Origin of the sequence: Cohnella pontilimi, from assembly GCF_005049045.1 — a bacterium.
Lineage (GTDB): Bacteria > Bacillota > Bacilli > Paenibacillales > Paenibacillaceae > Cohnella > Cohnella pontilimi.
This window is the reverse complement of the sequence record NZ_SUPK01000001.1, coordinates 210524-234263: the sequence shown is the minus strand read 5'-3', so window position 1 is coordinate 234263 and position 23740 is coordinate 210524. Positions and strand designations below refer to the sequence as shown.

19 protein-coding genes are annotated in these 23740 nt (G+C 53.5%); 5 read left to right on the top strand and 14 right to left on the bottom strand.

Features of this window, described 5'->3' with window-relative positions; genetic code table 11:
- Window positions 1-8: 8 nt before the first annotated feature.
- The 3 genes from E5161_RS01200 to E5161_RS01190 form a co-directional block, all read right to left on the bottom strand.
- On the bottom strand, window positions 9-1061 hold the full coding sequence (locus E5161_RS01200; protein WP_136775763.1) for a Gfo/Idh/MocA family protein: 1053 nt from the start codon (window positions 1059-1061) through the stop codon (window positions 9-11).
- Window positions 1062-1321: 260 nt separating this feature from the next.
- A complete protein-coding gene (locus tag E5161_RS01195) occupies window positions 1322-2491 on the bottom strand; it encodes an alpha-hydroxy-acid oxidizing protein (protein ID WP_246042054.1) in 1170 nt (389 codons plus the stop codon).
- Window positions 2492-2601: 110 nt separating this feature from the next.
- Entirely contained in the window at window positions 2602-3297 is a 696-nt protein-coding gene (locus E5161_RS01190; RefSeq protein WP_136775762.1) for a hypothetical protein, read from the bottom strand.
- Between the two features lie 366 nt (window positions 3298-3663).
- On the opposite strand from E5161_RS01190, the gene E5161_RS01185 reads away from it, so the two are divergent.
- Entirely contained in the window at window positions 3664-4626 is a 963-nt protein-coding gene (locus E5161_RS01185) for a hypothetical protein (RefSeq protein WP_136775761.1), read from the top strand.
- Window positions 4627-4669: 43 nt separating this feature from the next.
- Here E5161_RS01185 and cypC read toward each other — a convergent pair whose 3' ends face one another.
- The 5 genes from cypC to E5161_RS01160 form a co-directional block, all read right to left on the bottom strand.
- The gene (gene cypC, locus E5161_RS01180) at window positions 4670-5923 is read right to left on the bottom strand and encodes a CYP152 family fatty-acid peroxygenase CypC (protein WP_211246679.1); all 1254 of its coding nucleotides are present in this window, start codon (window positions 5921-5923) and stop codon (window positions 4670-4672) included.
- Window positions 5924-6075: 152 nt separating this feature from the next.
- Window positions 6076-7959, bottom strand: coding sequence for a molecular chaperone HtpG (htpG, locus tag E5161_RS01175; RefSeq protein WP_136775759.1), 1884 nt, complete (start codon window positions 7957-7959; stop codon window positions 6076-6078).
- A gap of 100 nt (window positions 7960-8059) precedes the next feature.
- Window positions 8060-8884: a KPN_02809 family neutral zinc metallopeptidase gene (gene ypfJ, locus E5161_RS01170; RefSeq protein ID WP_136775758.1), complete on the bottom strand. Its 825-nt coding sequence runs from the start codon at window positions 8882-8884 to the stop codon at window positions 8060-8062.
- A 146-nt stretch (window positions 8885-9030) separates the two neighbouring features.
- Window positions 9031-10752 (bottom strand): assimilatory sulfite reductase (NADPH) hemoprotein subunit, encoded by a 1722-nt coding sequence (gene cysI / locus E5161_RS01165; protein ID WP_136775757.1) that lies wholly within the window; start codon window positions 10750-10752, stop codon window positions 9031-9033.
- A gap of 30 nt (window positions 10753-10782) precedes the next feature.
- A complete protein-coding gene (locus tag E5161_RS01160) occupies window positions 10783-12609 on the bottom strand; it encodes an assimilatory sulfite reductase (NADPH) flavoprotein subunit (protein ID WP_136775756.1) in 1827 nt (608 codons plus the stop codon).
- A 95-nt stretch (window positions 12610-12704) separates the two neighbouring features.
- Between E5161_RS01160 and E5161_RS01155 the strand changes: the two genes are divergently transcribed.
- Window positions 12705-12926, top strand: coding sequence for a hypothetical protein (locus E5161_RS01155; protein WP_136775755.1), 222 nt, complete (start codon window positions 12705-12707; stop codon window positions 12924-12926).
- A gap of 4 nt (window positions 12927-12930) precedes the next feature.
- Here E5161_RS01155 and E5161_RS01150 read toward each other — a convergent pair whose 3' ends face one another.
- The 3 genes from E5161_RS01150 to E5161_RS01140 all read right to left on the bottom strand — a co-directional run bounded on the left by E5161_RS01150 (window position 12931) and on the right by E5161_RS01140 (window position 16556).
- On the bottom strand, window positions 12931-13830 hold the full coding sequence (locus E5161_RS01150; protein ID WP_136775754.1) for an NAD(P)/FAD-dependent oxidoreductase: 900 nt from the start codon (window positions 13828-13830) through the stop codon (window positions 12931-12933).
- 17 nt (window positions 13831-13847) lie between these two features.
- A complete protein-coding gene (locus E5161_RS01145) occupies window positions 13848-15041 on the bottom strand; it encodes an acyl-CoA dehydrogenase family protein (protein ID WP_136775753.1) in 1194 nt (397 codons plus the stop codon).
- Between the two features lie 153 nt (window positions 15042-15194).
- Window positions 15195-16556 carry an MATE family efflux transporter gene (locus E5161_RS01140; RefSeq protein ID WP_136775752.1) on the bottom strand — a complete coding sequence of 454 codons (1362 nt, stop codon included), beginning with the start codon at window positions 16554-16556 and terminating at the stop codon, window positions 15195-15197.
- Window positions 16557-16783: 227 nt separating this feature from the next.
- Between E5161_RS01140 and E5161_RS01135 the strand changes: the two genes are divergently transcribed.
- Genes E5161_RS01135 through E5161_RS01125 form a run of 3 tightly spaced genes read left to right on the top strand, consistent with a single transcriptional unit; the run spans window position 16784 to window position 19859 of the window.
- Window positions 16784-18055 (top strand): ABC transporter substrate-binding protein, encoded by a 1272-nt coding sequence (locus tag E5161_RS01135; RefSeq protein ID WP_136775751.1) that lies wholly within the window; start codon window positions 16784-16786, stop codon window positions 18053-18055.
- 59 nt (window positions 18056-18114) lie between these two features.
- Entirely contained in the window at window positions 18115-18999 is an 885-nt protein-coding gene (locus tag E5161_RS01130) for a carbohydrate ABC transporter permease (RefSeq protein ID WP_136775750.1), read from the top strand.
- Between the two features lie 14 nt (window positions 19000-19013).
- Entirely contained in the window at window positions 19014-19859 is an 846-nt protein-coding gene (locus E5161_RS01125; protein WP_136775749.1) for a carbohydrate ABC transporter permease, read from the top strand.
- A gap of 63 nt (window positions 19860-19922) precedes the next feature.
- Here the strand turns inward: E5161_RS01125 and E5161_RS01120 are convergent, their stop codons facing one another.
- Genes E5161_RS01120 through E5161_RS01110 form a run of 3 tightly spaced genes read right to left on the bottom strand, consistent with a single transcriptional unit; the run spans window position 19923 to window position 23733 of the window.
- Window positions 19923-22058: a transglycosylase domain-containing protein gene (locus tag E5161_RS01120; RefSeq protein WP_136775748.1), complete on the bottom strand. Its 2136-nt coding sequence runs from the start codon at window positions 22056-22058 to the stop codon at window positions 19923-19925.
- Window positions 22059-22069: 11 nt separating this feature from the next.
- Window positions 22070-23218, bottom strand: coding sequence for an N-acetylglucosamine-6-phosphate deacetylase (gene nagA / locus E5161_RS01115; RefSeq protein WP_281279829.1), 1149 nt, complete (start codon window positions 23216-23218; stop codon window positions 22070-22072).
- A 20-nt stretch (window positions 23219-23238) separates the two neighbouring features.
- The gene (locus tag E5161_RS01110; protein WP_136775747.1) at window positions 23239-23733 is read right to left on the bottom strand and encodes a hypothetical protein; all 495 of its coding nucleotides are present in this window, start codon (window positions 23731-23733) and stop codon (window positions 23239-23241) included.
- Between the last annotated feature and the right edge of the window lie 7 nt (window positions 23734-23740).

The following is a 23740-nucleotide window of genomic DNA, read 5'->3' as shown; positions in this document are numbered from 1 at the left end:
CGTCCACCCTACAGTTTTACTGCGGAATTCGTCTCCGAAGACCGGCGGATCGCCTCTAGCATTCGAACGATTTGCATTCCCTGCGCGGCATCGATGACAGGCTGTTTACGGGTCAGCACGCAGTCGATAAAATGATTCATTTCCTCTTGGTAAAAATCGTTTTCTTGTACCTTTAAGCCATACGAAACCGGAATGCGGTCGCTTTCTTTGAACATCGTAAACGGGTCGAGGCTTGCCCCGCCTTTCGTGCCGAACAGGTCGATCTTCATCGCGTCGTCCTCGCTTCCGTTCACAGCCCAGCTGGCTTCGATCGTGAGTGCGGCGCCGTTTTTGAACGTGATGTAGGCGCTGCCCAAGTCCTCCACGTCGTATACCGGATTTTCCTTGTTGTCCTTGGACATGGCGGAGTAAAAACCGACCCCTTCCGTTTCGAACGGTGCGACTTTTCGGAACAGCTTGCCCACAACCAAGTCCGGCTCCGGCTTGCCCATCATCCACCACACGGCGTCAAGCGCATGTACTCCGATATCCATCATCGGTCCACCGCCGGATTGCGCGAAATTCGTGAACCAGCCGAAAGGAACTCCTCTGCGGCGAAGAATGCGGGCTTTGGCAAAATAGATTTCACCGAGGTCGCCGGATTCGACAATTCCGTGAAGGGCACGGCAATCGTAGCGGAATCTCGCGCTCATGCCGACCATTACGATCCGGTCGCCGGCAGCGGCTTTCTCGCGCAGTTGTATGGCCTGCTCGGAGGAGACGGCCATCGGTTTCTCGACCAGTACATCCAGGCCGTGATCCAAAGCCAGCATCGCAAGCTCGACGTGACTCTCGTTAAACGTCGCGATACTCACGGCATCAAGCTTCTCGCTTCGGAACATCTCCAACGCGGAACCGTACGCGGGAATGCCGCCCAGCTGATCGGCCACCTCCTTGGCGCGTTCCAGGTCGAGGTCCGCGATGGCCGTAATCTCCACCTGCGGATGATTCTGATATTTCGGTATGTGAAACATATGCGCGATCATGCCGATTCCGACGATCCCCACTCGAACTTTTCGCATCGTTAGCACCTCGATTGATCATTTTTAACTGCTTTAAACAAAGAGAGCATTTAGGCGTTCTCGGCTGTGTAAAAACGTTTTGACAAATGGTTAAGAAAACGTTTACATCTAATTTAACTGAAGGTATGAACAACTGTCAACGCGTTCTTTGCCGGTCAAGAATCGGCGTCATCGTCCGATTTTTCATCGAACTTGACCTAAAAAACGGCAGTTAAAAAGTGAGATCGCTCCGTTTTTCTGAGCGATCCCGTGTTACCGATTTATAACGGTTGGTCGATTTTCCAGATCATCGAACGGTCCACATCCCGTATTCGGGATTTACCGGAGATGGCTAACTGCAGTTCCGTTTCGGCCGTCAAATTGAGAATGACCTGCTCGACGCCGGCTTGACCGCCTACTGCCAATCCGTAAATATAAGGACGGCCGATTTGAACCGCTGTAGCCCCCAGCGCGATGCCTTTCAAGATATCGGCTCCCCGCCGGAAACCGCCGTCCACTATGATGGGTACTTTGTCCGACACAGACTTAATAATCTCCGGTAATGCCTCGATCGTACCGATTGCGCCGTCCAGCTGTCGTCCTCCGTGATTGGATACGATGATGCCGTCGGCGCCGTGTTCAATGGCGAGAAGCGCGTCGTGCGGATGGGTGATACCTTTGAGCAATATGGGCAGCTTCGTCCAATCACGCAAGGTGGAAAAATGTTTCCAGCTCAAGCGCGTATTGTTGCCTTCGGATAACGCTTTGAGAACCGCCTGCTTAAGGTCATCCTCCGGAGACTGCTTTAATTGTGAAAGAAAGACGGGATCGGAAAAATAGTTGGCCATGCCGTGCCCTTCCAAGAAAGGAAGATAGGCATTGTGTAAATCCGTCTCCCGCCAGCCGAGAAGCGTAGAATCCACCGTTACGACAATCGCTGAATAACCCGACTGTTCTGCGCGTCGGAGAAAGCTGCGTGTAAGTTCTTCATTTCTCGGAGGATAGAGTTGAAACCAACGAAGCGCCTCGCCCATCGTATCTGCAATTTTTTCCATACTCGTGCTGGACACATTGCTAAGTACGTACGGGACGCCTAATTTGGCGGCGGCTTTGGCCACAGCCATTTCCGAATCAGGATGAAATATCGAATTTACACCAATAGGCGCCAAAAGGAACGGAACGTTCGCTTTCCTTCCGAGCAGCTCGATCCCGATGTCGGTTTCGGATACATCGCAGCAAATTCTCGGTTGGAGCCGGTATTGCCGTAAACCTCTCAGGTTCGCCTCCATAGTATCGCCTGCTCCGGCCCCACCGAACACATAACCGAACGGACCGGCTGCGAGCAGTTCCCGGGCTTTTGCTTCCCAATCCGTGAAGGAGACCGGAAATTGTTTTGCACGTTCATCTCCCAGCTCATAAAAACTCATTTGAATCTGTTCACTACGGTGCACCGGCGCTGCTCCTTCTTCGTGAGATCAAACCCCGACCCAAGTGCCACTTATAATGTACCACATTGGATTTCGGTCATTCGGAAGTCGAAAGGTTGGTCCCTTGCTATGGCTTAGTTAGGAGCGGAAATGGCATTCGCCGCATTCTCGATCTTGAGCCCGATTTCGCTGGAATCCCTGCCTCCCCCGGATGATTTGGCGACCACACGCAAATGGTACAGGCCATTATGAAACTCATCTGTATCAACCCAGAACGGCTCGGACAGCTTGTTGCCGCGGAATAACTCCGTTTTGCCCAGCGTTACCGTGATTTGTTCGATTTGCTCCCCCTCGGGTGCCGAGACTTCCAAGTTGAGCTTCAGCACGTTGCTTACCTTTTGCCGATCCAGCAGACCGTAAATATTGACCGCGGGTTTCGGAGCCGGAGCGACGAATACCCCCTCGATCCATAGTTGTCCGTTACTCCTTTCTTGCTTGCCGTAGGCGGGCACGATCACGATAACAGCCGCACTGTCGCCGGGTAGACGGAAAGAAGCTTTCCCCTTCACCCGCGTTGCCGCGAACTGTCCGCTTACCGTGTCGTATAAGTCGACAAACTCGTCTCCGAGATCGGTGATCTCGACTGTTTCCTCCGAACGGAAAGGGTTAAAAAACAGAAAGGTCGGATAAGCTTCCCGGTGATAATAATCGGTCTTCAGGCAGTCGATCTTCAAAATCCCTTCCACGTTCGTTAATTCCATCAACCCGCCCATAAATCCGACATGCCCGCCGCTGTATAGGGAGAAATCGAGTGGTCCCCATCCCACCACGGTCGGATCACCGCTGGCGTAAGGCGTTTTGCCTTCATACTCTTTACGAATCCCCTCGTAAGGAATGACATGATCGGGATCGCCGTCCCAATCCGCACACGACTGGTTTTCCGGCGGGAGAGCGTCCGTTCATCGCGAACACATATCCGCCGAAGTCATTCAAATTCCCCACCAGACCGTGCATGTCGTAATTCCCCCAACGTTCGGTACACATTCCCCAGTTGGGCCGGATCACCACCTGCAATCGAGCTTTATACCCAGCAAATGACATCGTTCGCACAACTTTACTCGGTAACCCGCAGCGGTTCCGATCACAATAAATGAGGGCCTGCTACAGGTTACTACAAAGGATAAGGAGCAATCACAGTGAAATATCGCTTTTTATCACTTGCTTGCGTCGTAGGGATGTCGGCGGTCCTGTTTACCGGGTGTACGGCAAATAACAATGGAGTGGGCACACGGGGTATTGGCCGCGCAAACACCGGACTGGGCGTCCACCCGAATGCCACAACGATGGACGGCCGTGGAGGGTCCGTGTACCGGAACCTGACCGCTGCTGATGGAGTCAACCGGACAGGCACTACGGGAATGACCGGCGGAACAACAGGAATGACCGGCTTTGGCACCGGCGGCACTGGCACAACCGGCACCTTCGGTTTATCCGATCATCGCCAGTTGGGCATTCTCAACTCGGAAGTGCTTCTTCTCGGCAATGTGATGATCGTGGGATCCGATACCAACACGAGAACCGCAGGACGTGCAGGTAACGTAACCCGTACACGGTCCATGCTGACTACGGGTACGCAAAGCGCGGGCAACAACGGGAGGGTTACCTCCGGACAGACGGGGGTCGGCGCAACGGGTTCGGTCGGTATAGGCGGTTATGGGGCGACGGGTACTGTCGGCGCCGGCAGAACGGGAACCGGTGGTTTCGGCGTATCGGGCGGCCTCGGTGTTGGCAGAACGGGCACTCGAGGTCTCAATGCAACGGGTAACCTCGGTGCCGGTGGAATGGGCACTTCCGGAGTCGGCGGAATGGGCGCCACCGGGTTCGATACAATGGGAACCGCATCTGCGACAGGAGATACCGCACAAATGCTGCAAACTCAATTTGGTCAATCTTTCCGTGTCATGAGAGTAAGCGACAGAAGAGCGATTGACGCGATCCATCGCGTAAAGCGGAACCTGTCTTCCGGCACATCCTTAAGTATGAACTCTAGAGCGGTCCTGAAAGACCTGCAATATATTCTCAATAACGCTTCCGATGTCAATACAGCAAACCGTGCCGCCGGCGGGAGGGGCACTGCAGCCGGCGCAGCCAGCCGGTAACTTCACGTCACGAAGAAGGGACTGCTTTTGGGGCAGTCCCTTTCTAGTTTCGCCGTCTGATGTTGCTCATGACAAATCCGCTTTCCGGCAATGTAGGCATTTTGCTCAAACGATAACTTAAATCTTGATCCGGAACATCGAAATCAATTTTGTGGATCAGGAATTCGAGTGCGGCTTTCATCATTTCCACCGTAATCCCCTCTCCCGGACACCTGTGACCTTTCGCCGGGTCTCCGCCGCCTTGGGGAATGAATGCAAACAAGCTGCCGATCCCATTCTGAAATCGGTCCGGACGGAATTGTTCAGGCTTGTCCCAAATCCGGGGGTCATGATTCGTACCGTAAAGGTCAAGCATTACGAGCGTTCCCTTCTCGAATGCACATCGATTCCAAATAAAATCTTGGCGTACTCTGGCGCCTACGAACGGAGCGAATGGGTAAAATCGGCGCACTTCCTGAGCGAACCTTTCAAAGTCGCCGTCGTCGCCCGATTTCAATTGAAGTCTTGACTCCGGATGTTCAATCAACGCCAAAGCCGAAAACGTAATAAACGTTGCAATCGCAACAATCGGTCGTAGAACGTTAATTAATTCCACCGCAGCCATTTGGGTATCCAGCTGTCTGCCGTCCAGTTCTTGATGAAATGCCATGGCATTAAGCGCCGAACCTTCCTCTGCCTTCAAACGGCCTGAACGGACATTGTCGATGATCTCCCGGATCCATTCTTCCGTTTTCGTTCTTGCTCTTCTCCCCTTCCAATGACGCGGCCCGATCGCCCCGAAGGCGTCGACCATCGCATAGAAATCTTCAGCCCGTTGTTTGGCTTCCTCTTCTTGCAGCGGCACACCGGCCCATTGGCACGCGATGCGGCATAGGATTTCTTTCGCCTCATCGAAAAGCACCACCTGACCCGCCGCCTCCCATTTGCCGATCGACGCCTGCCATTGTGCGCTGGCGAGCCGGGCCAGTCTTTCTTGATGCGGCGGAGTCATCAGAGACATGAAAAGAAGCTTACGGTGAATATGCGCTTCGCCATCCATCGACTGGACCGCATTCACGCCGAACAACGATTTTTGAATCCGTTTCGGTGCGGCTCCGTGACGTTGAAACCGTTCCGGATCGTAAAATACCCGGGCCGCTTCTTCCCCGCTCATGCAGATAACCTTTTGTCCAAGCAAACGGGCTTCGAACAGATCGGTCCCGTACCGCCGCAATCGGTTTTGGATGAACAGATAACCTTCCCGCAACAGAGCAAGACTGTTATCGAGACTTTTGTCATGCGGGATTTGATCGTTTATCGCCATGCGTTCATCATCTCCTTGAATGTCCCTGCGCGTTTTCAGTATTCAAACGTACTCCTCGTTTTAAACATGCCTGCAGGCAGTACATCACAATTGTCCGGAATACAAAAAAATCCGCCCCGGCATACGCCGGCGGCGGAATGTGCTTGTTATACCATAACCTTGCAAATATCGTTCGTGAACGCCACCGGATCCTGGATCGGCAGCCCTTCGATCAGCAGCGCCTGATTGTAGAGCAAATGGGTGTACAAGCTCAGCTTCTCCCGATCGTGCTCGTAAGCCGTCTGCAAAGAACGGAAAACTTCGTGGTTCACATTGATCTCCAGTACTTTGTCCGCCTCAATATCTTGGCCGCTCGGCATCGCGCGAAGCACTTTTTCCATCTCGATCGAGATTTCACCCTCGGTGGACAAGCAGACCGGGTGGGACTTGAGACGTTTCGAAGCTTTCACCGCTTTCACTTTGCCGGCGAGCAAGTCCTTCATCGCTTCGAACAGTTCCTTGTTCGCGTTCTCTTCCTTGCCGGACGGATCATCGCCGGCGTCTGAATCAATACCCAGGTCTCCGCTCGATACCGATTTGAACTCTTTGTCTTTGTACTTCATCAGTACCTTCGCCGCAAACTCGTCGATATCGTCTGTGAAGTAAAGAATCTCGAAGCCCTTGTCGGCCACAACTTCGGTCTGCGGAAGCTTCTCAATGCGGTCGTACGAATCCCCTGCTGCATAATAAATGTACTTCTGGTTCTCCGGCATTCCGGATACATATTCGTCCAGCGTCACCAGCTTCTTCTCCTTGGAAGAATAGAACATGAGCAGATCCTGCAGCTCGTCTTTGTTAATTCCGTAATCGCTGTACACGCCGAACTTCAGCTGTCTGCCGAAAGATTTGTAAAATTGCTCGTACTTCTCTCTTTCGTCCTTCAACATGCTTTGCAGCTGGCTTTTGATCTTGTTCTTGATATTTTTGGCGATGAGCTGCAATTGCCGGTCATGCTGCAGCATCTCGCGCGAAATGTTGAGGGACAAATCCTCCGAATCGACCATGCCTTTCACGAAGCTAAAGTAGTCGGGAAGGAGGTCCGCGCATTTATTCATGATCAGCACGCCGTTGGAGTACAGCTCGAGCCCTTTCTCATACTCCTTCGTATAATAGTCAAACGGCGTTTTTTCCGGAATGTACAAAATCGCTCGATACACGACCGCGCCGTCCGCGCTGATATGAAGATGCTTGAGCGGTTTGTCGAACCCGTAATGCTTGTCAAAATAAAACCGTTCGTAATCCTCGGTCGTCAGCTCGTTTTTGTTTTTCCGCCAAATCGGGACCATGCTGTTGATGGTCTGTTCTTCGGTCACTTCTTCGAATTCCTTGCCGTCACTGCCTTCCTTGGGCATGTGCGTTGTGACGTCCATCTTGATCGGATAGCGGATGAAGTCGGAGTATTTCTTAATGATGGACCGCAAACGGTACTCTTCCAGATACTCGTCGTAATTATTGTCTTCCGAGTTGTTTTTGATTTTCAAAATGATCTGCGTACCTACCGAATCTTTCGCACTGGGCTCGATGGTGTATCCGTCTGCACCCTTCGATTCCCACTTATACGCTTCTTCGCTGTCAAGTGCTTTGCTGATGACCGTCACGGTGTCAGCGACCATGAATGCGGAGTAAAAACCGACGCCGAACTGGCCGATGATGTTGTGACCGTCCTTCGCTTCGTTCTCGCGCTTGAACGCGAAAGAGCCGCTCTGCGCGATGACCCCCAGGTTATTTTCCAGCTCCTCTTTGGTCATCCCGATTCCCGTGTCGGTAATCGTCAACGTACGGTTCGGCTTGTCGGCCGCGATCTTTATGTAATAGCTGTCCTTGTCAAAGACCAATCGATCGTCCGTTAACGCCTTGTAGTAGATTTTATCGATGGCGTCGCTGGCATTGGAAATCAGCTCTCTCAGAAAAATCTCCTTCTGCGTATAGATGGAGTTGATCATCATTTCAAGCAGTCGTTTTGATTCGGCTTTAAATTGCTTTTTGGCCATGAGTTAGCGCTCCTTCCCCGAGTTGTTAGCACTCCAGCCTCTGGAGTGCTAATGCTACGGTTATTTTACACTCGCTCGCCCATAAGCCGCAACCCCCCTATCATAATTGCTTCGTGTGGAACGTATCGCCGCCATATATATCACCGGATTGAACCCCTTTATAAAACCAGCGTTTTCTTTGCTCGGAGGTCCCGTGTGTAAAAGTTTCAGGCACGACATAACCTTGGGCTTGTTTCTGCAGCGTGTCGTCGCCGACCGCGCTTGCTGCGTTAAGCGCCTCGTCTACGTCTCCTACTTCCAGCACACCCATTCCCTGCTCATGATGGGCCCAAACGCCCGCTAAATAATCCGCCTGCAATTCCAGCCGGACGGAAAAGTCGTTGGACCGTTGGTTGCCGACGCCTTCCATGGTGCCGAGCAAATTCTGTACATGGTGTCCCACCTCGTGCGCGATCACATAAGCCATGGCAAAATCCCCGGGTGCCCGAAATTTTGTGCGGAGTTCATCGTAAAAGCTGAGGTCGATGTACAGCTTGCGGTCGCCGGGACAGTAGAATGGACCGGTCGCCGAGCTCGCCGTCCCGCAGGCAGACTGGACGTTATCGGTAAACAGCACCAAGGTCGGCTTCTCATACGTAAGCCCTTTTTCCTTGAACAGCTCCGTCCAAACGGTCTCCGTATCCGCCAGGACAACCGAGACGAATTGCGTCATTTGTTTCTCCTGCTCGGTTTGCTGATAGGGGACGGACGTGTCGGCGCCGGTGGTCGTCAATTGACTGAGCAGCTGGCCGGGGTTGCCGCCAAGCAAAGTGACGAGCAGCAAGATGACCAAGCCTCCAATTCCGCCTCCTATTATCGTTTTGCCGCCGCCTATCCCTCTGCGGTCTTCCACGTTCGTGCTTCCTCTCCTGCCCATCCATTGCATGATGTCTCCTCCCCTGCTCCACGAAATCTAGACGTTATAAGTGATTTACCCGCGATCGGTCGATTCAGCCGTCCCTGGAAAAAAGAGGACGGCCATAAAAGAAAAAAAGCAGCCTATTCGGCCGCTTCTTCTCTCTTGTATTCTCGTTAATCATGAAAGTCGAGACCGGAATGTACCTCTTTCACATAACCGGCCCGAATCACGAAATCGCCGAAATGTTCGCCTTCCTGCCTTTCATCCGCATACCGGCGAATGATGGGACGGAGACTCTCTAAAATTTGTTCTTCCCCGATATTTTCCCGATAAAGCTTGTTCAGTCGATCTCCGGCAAATCCCCCGCCCAAATACAAGTTGTATTTGCCGGGCGCTTTCCCGATCAACGCAATTTCCCCTAAAGCCGGACGAGCGCATCCGTTCGGACAGCCGGTCATGCGAATGACGATGTCCTGCTCCCGCAAGCCGGCCTCTTCCAGCATCGGTTCGATCTTCGCCAGCAGAGAAGGAAAGTAACGTTCCGATTCGGCCATGGCCAAACCGCAGGTAGGCAGCGCCACGCAAGCCATGGAGTTTCTGCGCAGGGCGGATTGGCGGGTGCCGTCGGTGAGCCCGTACTGCTGCATCAATTGTTCCAGCTTCCGCTTATGCTGACTCGTTACGTTTCCGATGATTAAATTCTGATTGGGCGTCAGCCGGAAATCTCCCGTATGAACTTTGGCGATTTCCCGCAGTCCGGTCAAGATCGGGTATTCGTCTTCATCGATAATTCGCCCGTTCTGGATAAACAAGGTGTAATGCCATTTGCCGTTGCTTCCTTTCACCCAGCCGTATCGATCCCCGTTATGATCAAAACGGTACGGCCGCGCTTCGTTCAGACTCCAACCCAGCCGCCGGGTTAATTCGTCCGTAAACCAGCCCAATCCGCGTTCATCGATCGTATATTTGAAGCGGGCATGCTTGCGGACGGAACGGTCACCGTAATCCCGTTGGATCATGACGGTTTTCTCCGCAACGTCGATGACCTGTTCCGGCTTACAAAATCCGATTACTCGAGCGAGCTGGGGGTACGTCTTCGGATCTCCATGCGTCATGCCCATTCCTCCGCCGACCGCCACGTTAAACCCTTTTAGCTTGCCTTCTTCGACAATCGCGATAAAGCCAAGGTCTTGGGACAACACATCCACATCGTTGGACGGCGGTACGGCCACGGCGATTTTAAACTTTCGCGGCAAATAGACGGGACCGTAAATCGGCTCCTGCTCTTCCCCTTCCTGGCTGTCGAATACTTTCTCTTCGTCCAGCCAAATCTCGTGGTAAGCGCGCGTTCTCGGCAGCAGATGCTCGCTGAGCCGCTTCGTCCACTCGTACACTTCCAGGTGAACGACCGACTGATCCGGATTCGGGTTGCACATGACATTGCGGTTCACGTCTCCGCATGCGGCGAATGTCGTGAGCAGCGCGTCGTTGACTTCCCGAATCGTTTGTTTCATGTCCCACTTGATGATTCCGTGCATCTGGAACGACTGACGGGTGGTCAAGCGCAGCGAGCCGTTGGCGTATTGCCCGGCCAGCCGGTCGAGCGCCAGCCACTGTTCCGGCGTGACGATCCCTCCGGGAGCGCGCACACGCAGCATGAACTGATAGGCGCGTTCCAGCTTTTGACGCTCGCGTTCGTTCCGCAAATCGCGATCGTCTTGCATATAGCTGCCGTGATGTTTCATGAGCCGGTTATCGTCTTCCGGGATGGAAGCGGTAATCAAGTCTTGGAACGTTGTGGCGAGTGTGCCCCGCAAATAATGACTTTTGCGCTTGATATGCTCCACTTCGCTTGGCGGGGCATCCTGCTTCCGATCGAACGGATCCTGTGGCATTCGGCTACTCCTCACTTTCTCCCGGGCGTCTCAATAGACGTCGCGTTGATAACGTCTCTGCTGCTGCATTTCGGTCAAATAAGCGGCTGCCTCCTCGGGACTTTTGCCGCCCTCCCGCTCGACTATGGCCATCAGTGTTGCATGAACGTCATGCGCCATATGCTTTTCGTCACCGCATACGTATAGGTACGCGCCTTCCTCCAGCCATTGATAGAGCTCGCGGCTTTTCTCCAGCATCCGGTGCTGCACGTAAACCTTGCGGTCCGTATCGCGGGAAAATGCGACATCCATGCGGGTCAGCACGCCTTCGCGCAGCCACTTCTGCCATTCGATCTGATAGAGGAAGTCCGTGCGGAAATGCTGATCCCCGAAAAACAACCACGTTTTCCCTTCCGCGCCGGTCTCTTCCCGTTCTTGAAGGAACGCACGGAAAGGAGCGACACCCGTGCCCGGACCGATCATTAGGATCGGAATATCCGAGGCGGGCGGGAGTTTGAAGTTCGGGTTCTGATGCACATACACCCGCAGCTTGTCGCCCGGCTGAATTCGCTCCGCGCACTGCACAGAACAAACGCCGTAGCGGTCGCGGCCATGCGCTTCGTAGCGTACGGCCCGGATCGTCAGGTGCGCTTCATCCGGATAAGCCTTCAAGCTGCTCGCAATGGAATAAAGACGCGCCGGGATCTTTCTCAAAATCTCGACGAATGGGCCGGCCGGTATGCCCAGAGGCGAGAAATCCTGCGCCAGGTCCACCAAGTCGCGGCCATGCATATACGCTTTGAGCTCCTGCTCTCGCCCCGGTTCAAGCAGCTCCCGCAGTCCGCTGCCAGGAGATAATTGCGACACTTGCTCCAGGAGCGGCCTAGTCAACACGGTAATTTCAAAATGCCGAAGCAGCGCTTCGCGCACCGGACGCTTATCTCCTTCCTTATTCACCGGGACGAGCTCTCCGGAATTCCACCCCATAGCTTCGATTAACGCATCCACCAATTCAGGGTGGTTTTCCGGGTAGACGCCCAGACAGTCGCCAGGCTCATATTGCAGATTGGAGCCTTCAAGGGAAATCGCAAGATGACGTGTTTCCCGGGCGGATCCCCGGCCGTTCAGGTTCATATTTTCCACCACTTCGGCCTCGAAAGGGAACGTTCTGGAATATCCCGGTTGGCCGGCGGTTCCGGGAGCTTCAGCTGGCATTATCACTGTGCTTTTGGCCGGTGCCTGCGAGAAACCGCCCAATGCGTTCAGCACCTGCTCGAACCATTGTGCCGCAGCATCGTCAAAATCCACGTCGCAATCCACGCGCGGGCACAGCCGTTCGCCGCCTAATTCTTCTAAACGCTGATCGAAGTCTTTGCCCGTCTTGCAAAAAAATTCATAGGACGTGTCACCCAACGCCAACACGGAATAACGCAAGCCTTCCAATCGAGGCGCCCTCTTGCTGTGCAGAAAATCATAGAAAGTGAGCGCGTTGTCCGGCGGATCTCCCTCCCCGTGGGTGCTTACCAGCATCAACAGGCACCCTGCCTTCTTGAGATTGCCCGGCTTATAGTCGCTCATGGAAGACAAATGGACGGGATAACCCCGCTCTTCCAACTGCCGGGACAGCTTTTTCGCCAGCCCTTGGCTGTTGCCGGTTTGGGAGCCGAATAGCACCGTCACTTCCTTCGGTCGAGCCGCCTGGCCGCTGGATGCCTGTAACGGCGAAACCCCAGGGGCGGTTTGCGGCGCAGCCCCCTGCAGTGCAGCGAGATAACCGCTCAGCCACATTCTCTGGTTCTCCGTTAGAGTGGGCACAAGCCGGTTAAGAAGCTCAATTTGCTCTTGATTGAACGGACTGTTCGTGACCTGAAGCTGCAAAGATATACACCTCGTTCTGCAACAAAATCGTGCTATAATGGAACAAGCCTATTAAACTTTCATAATCCCTCATTCGTCGTTGGGAGTGTCTAGTGATGAATTACCCGATGTGCCAACTATGCGGACAATCGACATCGCCAATCAAAAACGGTGCTTGTGAAACTTGTATCGAGGAATACGACACCATTCGAAATTACATCGAGCAGCATCCGTCCGCCAACATGATGGAAATTTCGTACGCCACCAAAATCTCCATCAAGCGGATCAATCAGTTCGTCGACAAAGGGAAGTTTATTTTAGTCCAGAAAGAGGAATAAAGGCTTAAAAATCCACCGTGGTGAGCAGCGAATTGATTCCAATGCCGGCCCGGCTCCCTTCGCCTGCCGCCACCACCAGCTGGGCGGGAATTATCACCGATGCGTCTCCCGCCGAAAACACATTTTCCACGTTGGTTCTGCCGAAATCGTCGGACTCGATTCCCCCGTGCTCATTGAACCGGCAGCCCAGATGCTCACCGAACGGAGCAGCCTGCGTCCAGTGCGGCGACACGAATCCGCCGGTTCTCGCTTCTTCCTCACCGCCTTCGAATACCACGCTTTGCAGCTTCCCTTCATGCCCCTTCAACGACCGGATTCTTGTTTCATTCACCCGTATATTTTTGCTCGCCAGCTTTTCTTTCTGTTCTGCCGTCAACACGGCATGGCCGTTCGTGCACAGCAGAAGACTCCGGCTCCATTGATAGGTCGTTTTGGCCAAATCGAAAGCATGCTCGTTCTCCGCAATGACGACCAGCGGCTCGTCTTTTCTCTCCCATCCGTCACAATATGGACAGTTGAACAAGCTTTTCCCGTAAAATGTATGAATGTCCGGAATATCCGGAAGCGTCTCCTTTAAGCCTGAGGCCAATAAGACGGTACGGGCTTCATACAAGTCCCCGTTCTCGGTCCGGATCCGAAAGTTCTCCGACGCCTTGGCCACTTCCGTTACGGTAACCTGCCGAAATTGTACGGAAGGATATCGGGTCAACTCCCGGTGCGCGATTGCCCGGAGCTCGGCCGGAGGGATGCCGTCCCGCGTCATAAATCCGTGAGCTTCTTGGGTGACGGCGTTCCTCGCCCGGTTATTGTCGAACAATACGACGTTTCTTCTGGATCTTCCCAGCACGAGCGCCGCGTTTAACCCCGCAGGCCCTCCGCCTATGATCGCGCAATCGTGAAGCATCGACAAACTCCTTTCATCTACTCATTTTCAATATCGGAACGGCACTCGTTCAAAGCCCGCTGCGCCAGCATCCGCGTCACCGCATCTTCCATCGGCGGATTGTGCAGGCCGGCCCGTACATCCCGGTAATACCGTTCCAGCGGCAGCGATCGCGATAAGCTGGAGCCGCCGACTATTCTCATCGCTTGATCCACAATCGAAAGAGCTGCGTTGGTGGCCAGCGTTTTGGCGGTTCCGAGTTCCGGTTTTAACGCCGCACGAATCTCGGGAAACCGGTCCCAGCGCTCCGCTGTCGAATATAAGAACGTTCGAGCCACGATCAGTTCCTGTTCCATATCCCCGATCAATCGTTGGATATGCGGCAAATCGGCGATCGGACCCGGTAAACTATTGGGCCGATAGGACGCGGCAAAACGAAGGGTGAAATCGCGGGCGGCCCAGGCCACTCCCAAGTAACAAGCGGGAATATGGAGCAGCCAGCCTGCGCCGTCGTCCGGCGCCTTCGCGTTCTTGCTCTCCCCTGGACCCCGAATTACACGATCATCCGGCACGAACACGCCGTCCAAAATCACGTCATGACTTCCGGTTGCCCGCATGCCGATCGTGTCCCAAGTTTCCTCGATTCGCACCCTGTCAGATTTCTCGACCAGAAACTCGCCTGTGGCATCTGTGTCCGCGATGCCTGCGGTAACTGTAAAGCGGCGAAGAATCGGACTTAACGTGCTGTAGGTTTTGCGCCCTGTCAGGATCCAGCCTCCGTCCGTCTTCACCGCTGTCGTCTGCGGTTTGCCTCCCCGGCTGGGGCTGCCTGTTGCCGGTTCGCTCGCGAAACTGTTGATCATGTCCCCGTGATTTGTCACATCTCGGCACAAGCGCTCATATAGAGAGGGCGGCCATGTTCGCACTGTGCGCAAGTGGAGCATGATCCCGACATGCCATCCCACCGCCAGAGCGGTAGAGCCGTCCCCCCGTGCCAGCCGTTCCTGCGACAGCACCATTTCGTAAAGCGTGCACTCCTCACCGCCGTACTCCGCCGGAGCGGTAAGCTTTAAATAGCCTTCACTTTTCAAGTCTTCGAAATTCTCAAACGGGAACGAAGCGTCCCGGTCGTGCTCCGCCGCTCTGCCGGCGAACAGCCTGGACAAGCGTTCGGCCCGTTCTGCGATGCGGGCTTCCCGCGGACTTCGAACGAAGGGATCGTTATGGAACATGTTGATGTCACCACCCGTTAAAACCGATAAAACCAACCGGTTTTAAATGATATTGTAGAACATTCCAATGCTGCAGACAAATGCCTTTTTTCATTTTGTAAAACGAAGAGCCATTCCTATTAACCGGAATGGCTCTTCAGGATGCGCGAGGAATCAATGAGCGGACACGGATATTGCGGCCGCACTCCCCGTTTTGACTTTCATACGGTGCCAATCGAGCCTGAAATACCGCCAGCTGTTGGCAATCGCCGTTAAAACGATAAGCGAACATAAAGCGGTCCACGCGCCGACCTGGCCCAGATCCCATACTTGTGTCAACAAAATCGTGCCCGGTATAAACAGCACCCAGTTAAAGAACAAGGCCGTTCTCGATAAAAAATTCGTATCTCCTACTCCCCGAAGTCCGCCGCCGAAAATAATGCCGGCCCCGGTGAACAGTTGGACGAATGCCGCCAAATGGATCAGCGAAAGGGCGGTGCTGTAGACGGCCGCTTCCGTTGTATACAGCTTGGCGATCGGCAGTGCGAACATAAAAAATACGATCGAGATCATCGACATAAAGATCAGTCCCAAATAGACCGTCACCACGCCGAATCGACGGGCTTCCACCCCGCGGCCTTTGCCGATTTCCTGGCCGATTCCGATCGTGGCGGCGGAGCCGAAGCCGTTGGCCGGCATGAAGCCGAACGACAAGATGTTCAAAGCGATCTCGTTCGCGGCGATGGCGGTCGTCCCCAGCCTGGTAATGCAGGCGGTAAATACGAACATGCCCAGGCTGTTTGACAACTCCGTCACACCGAGCTTCAGGCTTTCGAACAACATCAGCTTGACCTGTTGCCTCTCCACCGGTACCCATTCCCGGGTCTGATAGCTCCCGTTCATAATCCGATAGTATACGAGAACGCATAGCAGAAAAGTAACCAGTTCGGCGATCACCATGCTCCAAGCGGCGCCCTGAAGGCCAAGCTCAGGAAAACCGAACATGCCGTAGGTCATCGCGAACGTAATCGACACGACCAGACCGCTGTTAATCAGCGATAAGGTCATCGGGGTTCGTGTATCCCCAATGGCGCGCATGTAGGCAAAAAACACCGTGTTGAACATCCCGAAAATGAGTGCGATCATCCGCACTTGCAAGTAATCGGCGCCCAGCGACAAAATCTCTTGGTTCGACCCCATCACAAGCAGGATGCCATACGGAAGAACAAAACTTCCGGCCAGCAGTAAAATCCCCTGCCCCGCAGTAATCAGAAGCGCGATCTGCATCCTCTGATTACCTTGCCGCATGTTCTCCGATCCGTAGTTTTGAGCGACCAAGAAGTTAATGGCTCCTTGTACCCCAGAGAACATCGCCCACATGTTATACATGATAATATTCACGATGCCGACCACGGCAATGGGCGCTGCGCCCAATTTACCGACGATCATCAGGACGAGGAGTCCCGTAAAAGTCATCGACGAAAAGGTGGCGATCGAAGGAATCGCCAAACGAAGAATTTGTTTCACCAGTTGCATAGAATCATTCTGCCCTTTCGCCTGTCACCGCTCTTGGGTGTCTGAAAAATATTGTTCAAGCCCCTCTGCTATAGCTTCCTAGCATATCCTATCATATTTGCATGAAAAATTATTCATTCAGATTCATCGTTATAAAATTTGTTTTTTCAATCCGCGCAATTCCGTTTAATTAACTTAAATGAAAGCGCGTACAATACGCGATTCATCTATTAATGGGGGGTAATCGAATGAGCAGAATAACGTCTTGGTTGATGTCGGTGATCCTGACGGTTTGTCTTCTCATAACGGGATGCAGCGGTAAGTCTGGAGGCGATTCAGGCGGTTCCGGCGGTAAAAAAACGTTGAATATCGCGCTGTGGGATGAGAATGTGAAAGGTTTTCTGGATGAAACAATCGCTATTTATAAAAAAGATCACCCCGACGTCAATGTGAAAGTCACGTATACCCCCTGGGTGGATTACTGGACCAAACTGCGGACCAGTCTGGCCGGCAAGGGCGGGCCCGATGTGTTCTGGATGAACGGTCCGAATATTTTCGCATACGCCTCTTCCGGCTTGATCAAGAACTTGAAGCCGCTCATAGAAAAAGACAGCTTTGACACCTCCGTCTATACGCCGGCGCTGGTTGATTTATATACCTATCAAAACGATCTTTACGGGATTCCGTATTTCCTGGATTCCGCCGCCCTCTTCTACAATAAGGAGATTTTCGATAAAACCGGCGTCAAGTATCCGGATGAAACGTGGACATGGGATACAATCATGGAAAATGCCCCCAAGCTGACCGACAAACAAAACGGCGTTTACGGCTTTATCGCGCCGACCTCCAGTCAGAACGGTTACTACAACTTTATTCATCAAGCCGGAGGCTATGTGATCAGCCCGGACCGTAAAAAATCGGGCATCGATTCTCCGGAAGCACTGGCTGCCTTCGAATGGATGGACAGCTTCATGAAGAACGGCTATTCTCCGAACGCTCAGCAGCAAGTGGAAACGGAAGCCCTCCAGATGTTCGGCTCGGGCAAAGCGGCCATGTTCCCGGCGCTCTCGGTCAACAGCCCGCAGTTGCACAAAATGCTCGGAGACAAGCTTGCGGTTGCACCGTTCCCTGCAGGTAAGCAAAAAGCGTCGATTGTACACGGGCTCAGCTGGGTGATCAACAATAACACCGCCAACGAGCAAGAAGCGTGGGAGCTGGTGAAAGTACTTACGAGTAAGGAAGGCAATGAACTGCTCGGAAAATCCGGCTTCAGCATACCCGCTTACAAGGGAACGGAGGAAGGCTGGCTGAAGTCAATTCCCTCCCTTAATTTGAAGGTTTTTGTAGATTCGTTGGAGTTTGGCGTCCCCTATCCGGTGTCCGAGAAAACGGCGGAATGGCAAACCGTCGAAACGAAAGAGCTTCAGGACGCCTTCCAGGGCAAGAAGCCTTATCAAGCAGCGCTCCAAACAATCGCCGATAAAATGAACCAAATTCTCGCATCAGAGGGCAAAAAATAGAATATCTCAGGCAGGTGAAGGAGACTCCTTCACCTGCTTTTCGGAAAGGTGGTGCAGGCATGGGCAGACTGGCCGTCCGCGAAGCGATGTGGGCTTATTTATTCATCGCTCCGGTTGTCCTCGGACTCGCTGTTTTTTATATGGCCCCCGCTGTCGCTTCGTTCTACTTGTCGCTTACACAATGGGACGGGTTATCTTCACCGTCCTTTATCGGTCTGGAGAACTTCGTGGAGTTAGCCCAAGATGAAGTCTACCTGCGCTCTTTATGGAACACGCTGCTCTATACGTTCGCAACGGTGCCTTTAACTTGCGCGCTGGCCTTGGTTCTGGCCGCGCTGCTGAACACCTCGATTAAAGGCATGACTGCCTACCGGACGATTTATTTCATACCCGTCATCACGATGCCCATTGCGGTAGGCATGGTTTGGAGATGGCTGTACAACTCCCAGTACGGTTTGATTAACTATGTCCTCGGGTCCCTTCATCTACCGCAGCCGAATTGGCTCTTCGACGAAAGGATTGCGCTGATGTCCATCGTGATCATTAGCGTCTGGAGCGGCATCGGTTATAGCGCGGTCATCTTGTTGGCCGGTCTTCAAGGAATCTCGCAAAATTACTATGAAGCTGCCGATCTTGACGGTGCGAGTAAAATCTATCAATTTTTTAAAATCACGATTCCGCTGCTTGGGCCCAGTCTCTTTTTCGTGCTCGTCATTTCGTTTATCAATTCCTTTCAAGTATTTGACCTGGTTTATATCATGGTTGGACGAAACGACTCGCTGCTGGACGCGACGCGTACTGTGGTGTACAGCGTTTGGGAGAACGGCTTCAAGTTTTTCAATATGGGCTATGCCTCGTCGCAGGCATTCGTACTCTTTGTCGTCATTTTGCTGTTTACGATCGTTCAAATGTACTTCCAGAAAAAATGGGTTCACTATCAATAGGAGGGAGGAACGAAATGGTTCAGTTGGCAGCGGATTCTCTGAAACGCCGTTCGGGACATTTATGGGTACACGCCGTGCTACTGCTCGGCAGTGTGTTCATGGTCGTTCCTTTTCTCTGGATGCTGTCCACATCCCTCAAAACTTATGCAGAATCCATGCAAGTGCCGCCGGTGTGGATTCCTTCCGATTGGCATTTTGATAATTACTCAAAGGTGCTGGAAACCGTGAATTTCACCCGGTATTATTGGAACACGTTTTTCATGACGGCCGGACGAACGATCGGGCAGCTGCTGCTTTGTTCGCTCGCCGCCTATGCTTTTGCTTGTTTGCGGTTTCCCGGCAAGTCCATCATATTCGTTGCGATGCTCTCTGTATTAATGATTCCGTCGCAGGTCGTCATGATTCCGAGCTTCGTCATCATGCGCAATCTGGACTGGCTTGACACCTTCTATGTGTTAATTATTCCCGGTATATTCAGCGCTTTCGGAACGTTCCTGCTCCGTCAGTTTTTCATGGGTTTGCCGAAAGAATTGGAGGAAGCGGCCAAAATTGACGGAAGCAGCTACTTCGGCATCTACTGGCGAATTTATTTACCTCTGTCGAGCTCTGCGCTCGTATCTTTGGCGATTTTCACGATTCTCGCCTCCTGGAACGACCTTCAGTGGCCCTTGATCATGACGAGTGAAGAATCTATGCGGGTTCTATCCATCGGGATATCCAGCTTCCAAGGTCAGCATGCGACCGATTATCCGCTGCTGATGGCTGCGGCGGTGATGGCCACCATACCGATTATCTTGATCTTTATTTTCTTTCAACGATATTTTATCGAAGGGATAGCGATGAGCGGCATTAAAGGGTAGCGGCATGAAAAAAGATCATCCCCGTCGGCGTGACGGGGATGATCTTGTGTCCTGAGTTCATGTCTAATCTTTGTGCTTCTTTACCTTCTTTTCCTTCTTTTTCTTGTCGTGCTTCGGTTGGTCTTCATTCTTGCGGCCGTTCCCTTGTCCCTTCTCGTTGATCTTGGAATTCTCCTCTTGCTTGTTATCTTTCGGTTTTCCTTCCGGCTTCGTTCCCCCTGCTCCCGGCGGCTGCTTGAAATTCGATATCGGCTCGTCCTTCAACGCCAAGGTCATCATTTCTTTGAAAACGAGAGCCGGATATTGTCCGCCGCTGGTCGACAAGTAGTGCTTGCTGTCCGTGGCGTCATAACCCATCCAGACCGCGCCGACCAATTGAGGGGTATACCCCACGAACCAAACGTCTTTGGAGCCTCCGTCGATGCCTTCGAACTCCTTTAGAGGAGGCAGCTGCGTCGTTCCGGTTTTCCCGGCCGTCGGGCGCTGCAGCGCAGCACGCTTGCCCGTGCCTTCCCGGACCACATCCTGCAGCAGCTCGGTCATCTGATAGGCATCTTGTTGGGTCATGACCGTCACGGACTGCGGATCGGCTTTCGCCAATACTTTGCCGTCGGCGGTCGTGATTTTGAGGATCGTATGCGCCGGCGTCACTTTCCCCAGCGCGGGAAAAACGCTGAACGACTGGGCCATCTGCACGGGGGAAACGCCCTTCGAAAGCCCGCCCAATGCCATGCCGAGATTCGTGTCCTCTTGCGTCAGCGGAATGCCGAGTTTGCTCACGAACGCTTTGCCGGTCGATACGCCGATTTCATTCAGCAGCCATACCGCCGGGATATTCCACGAATGTACAAGCGCATCATGAAGGGTCACTTGTCCGCGATACTGATGATCCGCGTTTTCGGGCCGGTAACCGCCGATGTCGAGCGGTCCGTCATACAGCAGGGAACCGGCTTGATACCCTCTCTGGATAGCCGGCGCGTACACCATGACCGGCTTGAACGCGGAGCCCGGCTGTCTTTGCAGCTGTGTGGCGTGGTTAAAGCCGCGAAAGGTGTGCTCGCCCCGCTGGCCGACGAGGCCGCGAATTCCTCCGGTGTAAGGGTCTAAAATGACCGCGCCGCTTTGCACGAGTTGATCCGGCGCGCTCGGCGGGAACAAGCCGTCGTTCCGGTAAGCCGCTTCCATCGCTTCCTGGACTTTCGGGTTCATCGTCGTGTAAATGCGCAAGTTTCCGGCCATTAGTTGACGTTCCGTAAACCCGTATTTTTGGATCGCTTCATCGATGACCGCATCGGCATAGGAGCCGTACTTCCCTTGAATGCCGCCGCTCTTCGCGCGAGGGTCGGCCAGACGGACCGGCTCGGCCTTTGCTTGAATGAACTCGTTGTCGGTGATGAAGCCTTCTTTCCTCATCAAGCCCAGTACCAGATCCCGCCGTTCGATCGCCAGCTCCTTGTTCCGGAATGGGGAATAACGGCTCGGCGCTTTCGGAAGCGCGGCCAGCATCGCGCTCTCGGCCAGCGTGAGTTCCTTGGCATTCTTGCCGAAGTATCGTTTCGCCGCGCGCTGGATGCCCCACTGGCCTTCCCCGAAATAGATTTGGTTCAAATACATTTCCAAAATCCGGTCTTTGCTGTACGCCGCTTCGATTTTGAACGCGTAGGCCGCTTCCGTGAGCTTGCGGGTGAACGTTTTGGTGTCGGACAAAAACACGTTTTTGGCCAGCTGCTGGGTAATCGTACTGCCTCCCTGTACGGCGGCGTTTTGTTTGGCATTGGCGAAAGCGGCGCGGATTATGCCCGGTACGTCAATGCCTTGATGATCGTAAAATCTCCTGTCCTCTACGGCGATGATGGCTTCCCTCATGGACTTCGGGATTTGATCAAGCGGGACCGGTTCATATTTCACGGACGAAATTTCCGATACCGGTTTGTTGTGGATATCCATCAATTGTGTGGGTGAAGCCGTCGGTATGGCCAGCCTGTCGATATCCAGAGACATGATCCATAATCCGATCACCGCCGCGTCGATGAGCAGCAGCAATAAAAGCCCAACCACCAAATGCCGGATACGTAAACGTGGAATTCGCCTCTTTTTTTGAGGTGCGGGCGGGTCCGGCGTTTCATGTCGCTCCGGCGGCTCCGTTGCTGCGCGCGCCAGAGGTTCGCCCGTCCACTGAAATGACTTCGGTCGACTCATAAAACATCACCTTATGTTTGACGATATTCTTTACCTCGGAGAAATGTCCGGATCACTTGAAACTGTTCATCCAGCAACACGAGATCGGCATCCGCGCCCACGGCGATTTTTCCCTTGTGCGGTATGCCCAGCAAATCGGCCGGTGTCGTGCTGGCCATCCGGACGGCATCCTCCAAAGGAATGCCTAATTGAACGGTGTTTCTCAGCGCTTCATTCATGGTGACCGTGCTGGAGGCTAGCGTGCCATCTTTTAACTGCGCCACGCCCGCGGATACGGTCACGTGATGCCCGCCGAATTCGTACTCTCCGTCTCCAAGGCCCATGGCTTGAAGCGCGTCGGTAATGAGGACCATGCCGTCTGCGCCTTTGATCCGGTGCATGAGACGAACGATGGCGGGATGCAGGTGAACATGGTCCACGATCGCTTGGAGGCTGACATCCGGCTGTTCGAACGCGGCCACAATGAGACCCGGATCGCGATGGTGGATGGGCCGCATCCCGTTGAAGCAGTGTGTCATATGCGTCGCGCCCAGCCGGAACGCTTCCATGGCCTCTTCGTAAGTGGCATCGGAATGTGCGACAGCAACAATGATGCCATGTTCGCGCAAAAAGCGAACAAGCTCCATGCCTCCGGGCAGTTCGGGAGCGACGGTAACCATTTTCAGCAAGGATCCCGCCGCTTCGATCACCTTCTCCATCTCATACAAGTCGGGGTGCAGAAGGAATTTTTCGTTTTGCATGCCTTTCCGTTTCACATTCAGATAAGGGCCTTCCGCATGAATGCCGGCGATGAAAGCTCCCGGCTCGCGCCCGGCCGTTCTCTTGACGTTCTCGATCATCCGCAGCAAATCTTCGAGCGTCGAACTGACCGAAGTCGCGAGGAACGAGGTGCAGCCGGTTGCCGCGCATGTTTCGGACACCGCCTCGATGCTCCGCAAAGTGCCGTCCATCATGTCATATCCGCTTGCACCGTGAATATGGACGTCGATCATGCCGGGAATGAGCAGCTGTCCTTTTCCATCTAAGATCTCCTCGCCAGAGGAAACCACAGGCAGATTCTCCCCGATCTCGGCAATGCGGCCGTTCTCGATGCGCAGGCAACCGTTGTCGACGATCCCGTGTTCCGTAACCATCCGTACATTCGCGATCCATTCCTGCAACGCTCAACACCCCGTTTTTATTAGACTTGAGCCTCTTCCCGTTCCTCGCCCAAATACGTCTGCAGCACATAATACTCGCGATACAGCTTGAGCAGTTCCGTCTCTTTATCGCGAATCATGGTGGACAGCTCCTCGAGCCGGGTATGCACATCCCGCGTGTCCTCCGAGCTGAGCGGCATGACGCCGCATCCGAAATTTTCGTACGCCCACTGGTTCGCCGCGATCCGGCCTTCGTTCCGGTAAATATTCGTGAAAGCCGCAAAAATCGCGTTGATTATTTGCCGTCGCTCGTAACTCAGCACGCCCAAACCGTTTTTCGCATAAGACACCGCCATCATCAATTGAAAATCATTGAGCTTGCCCCGGGTGCTCTCCACGCGCTCGATTTCCGAGATGAAATCCGGGTAAACGGATTGAAAGGCTTGTGCTTCCGTTTGCATTTGTTGTATGGAAATAGAAGATGGATTGATCAAGTTGGTCACTTCCTTGTCGCTTGTTTGCTCCTGTTTCTCCAATGAATTA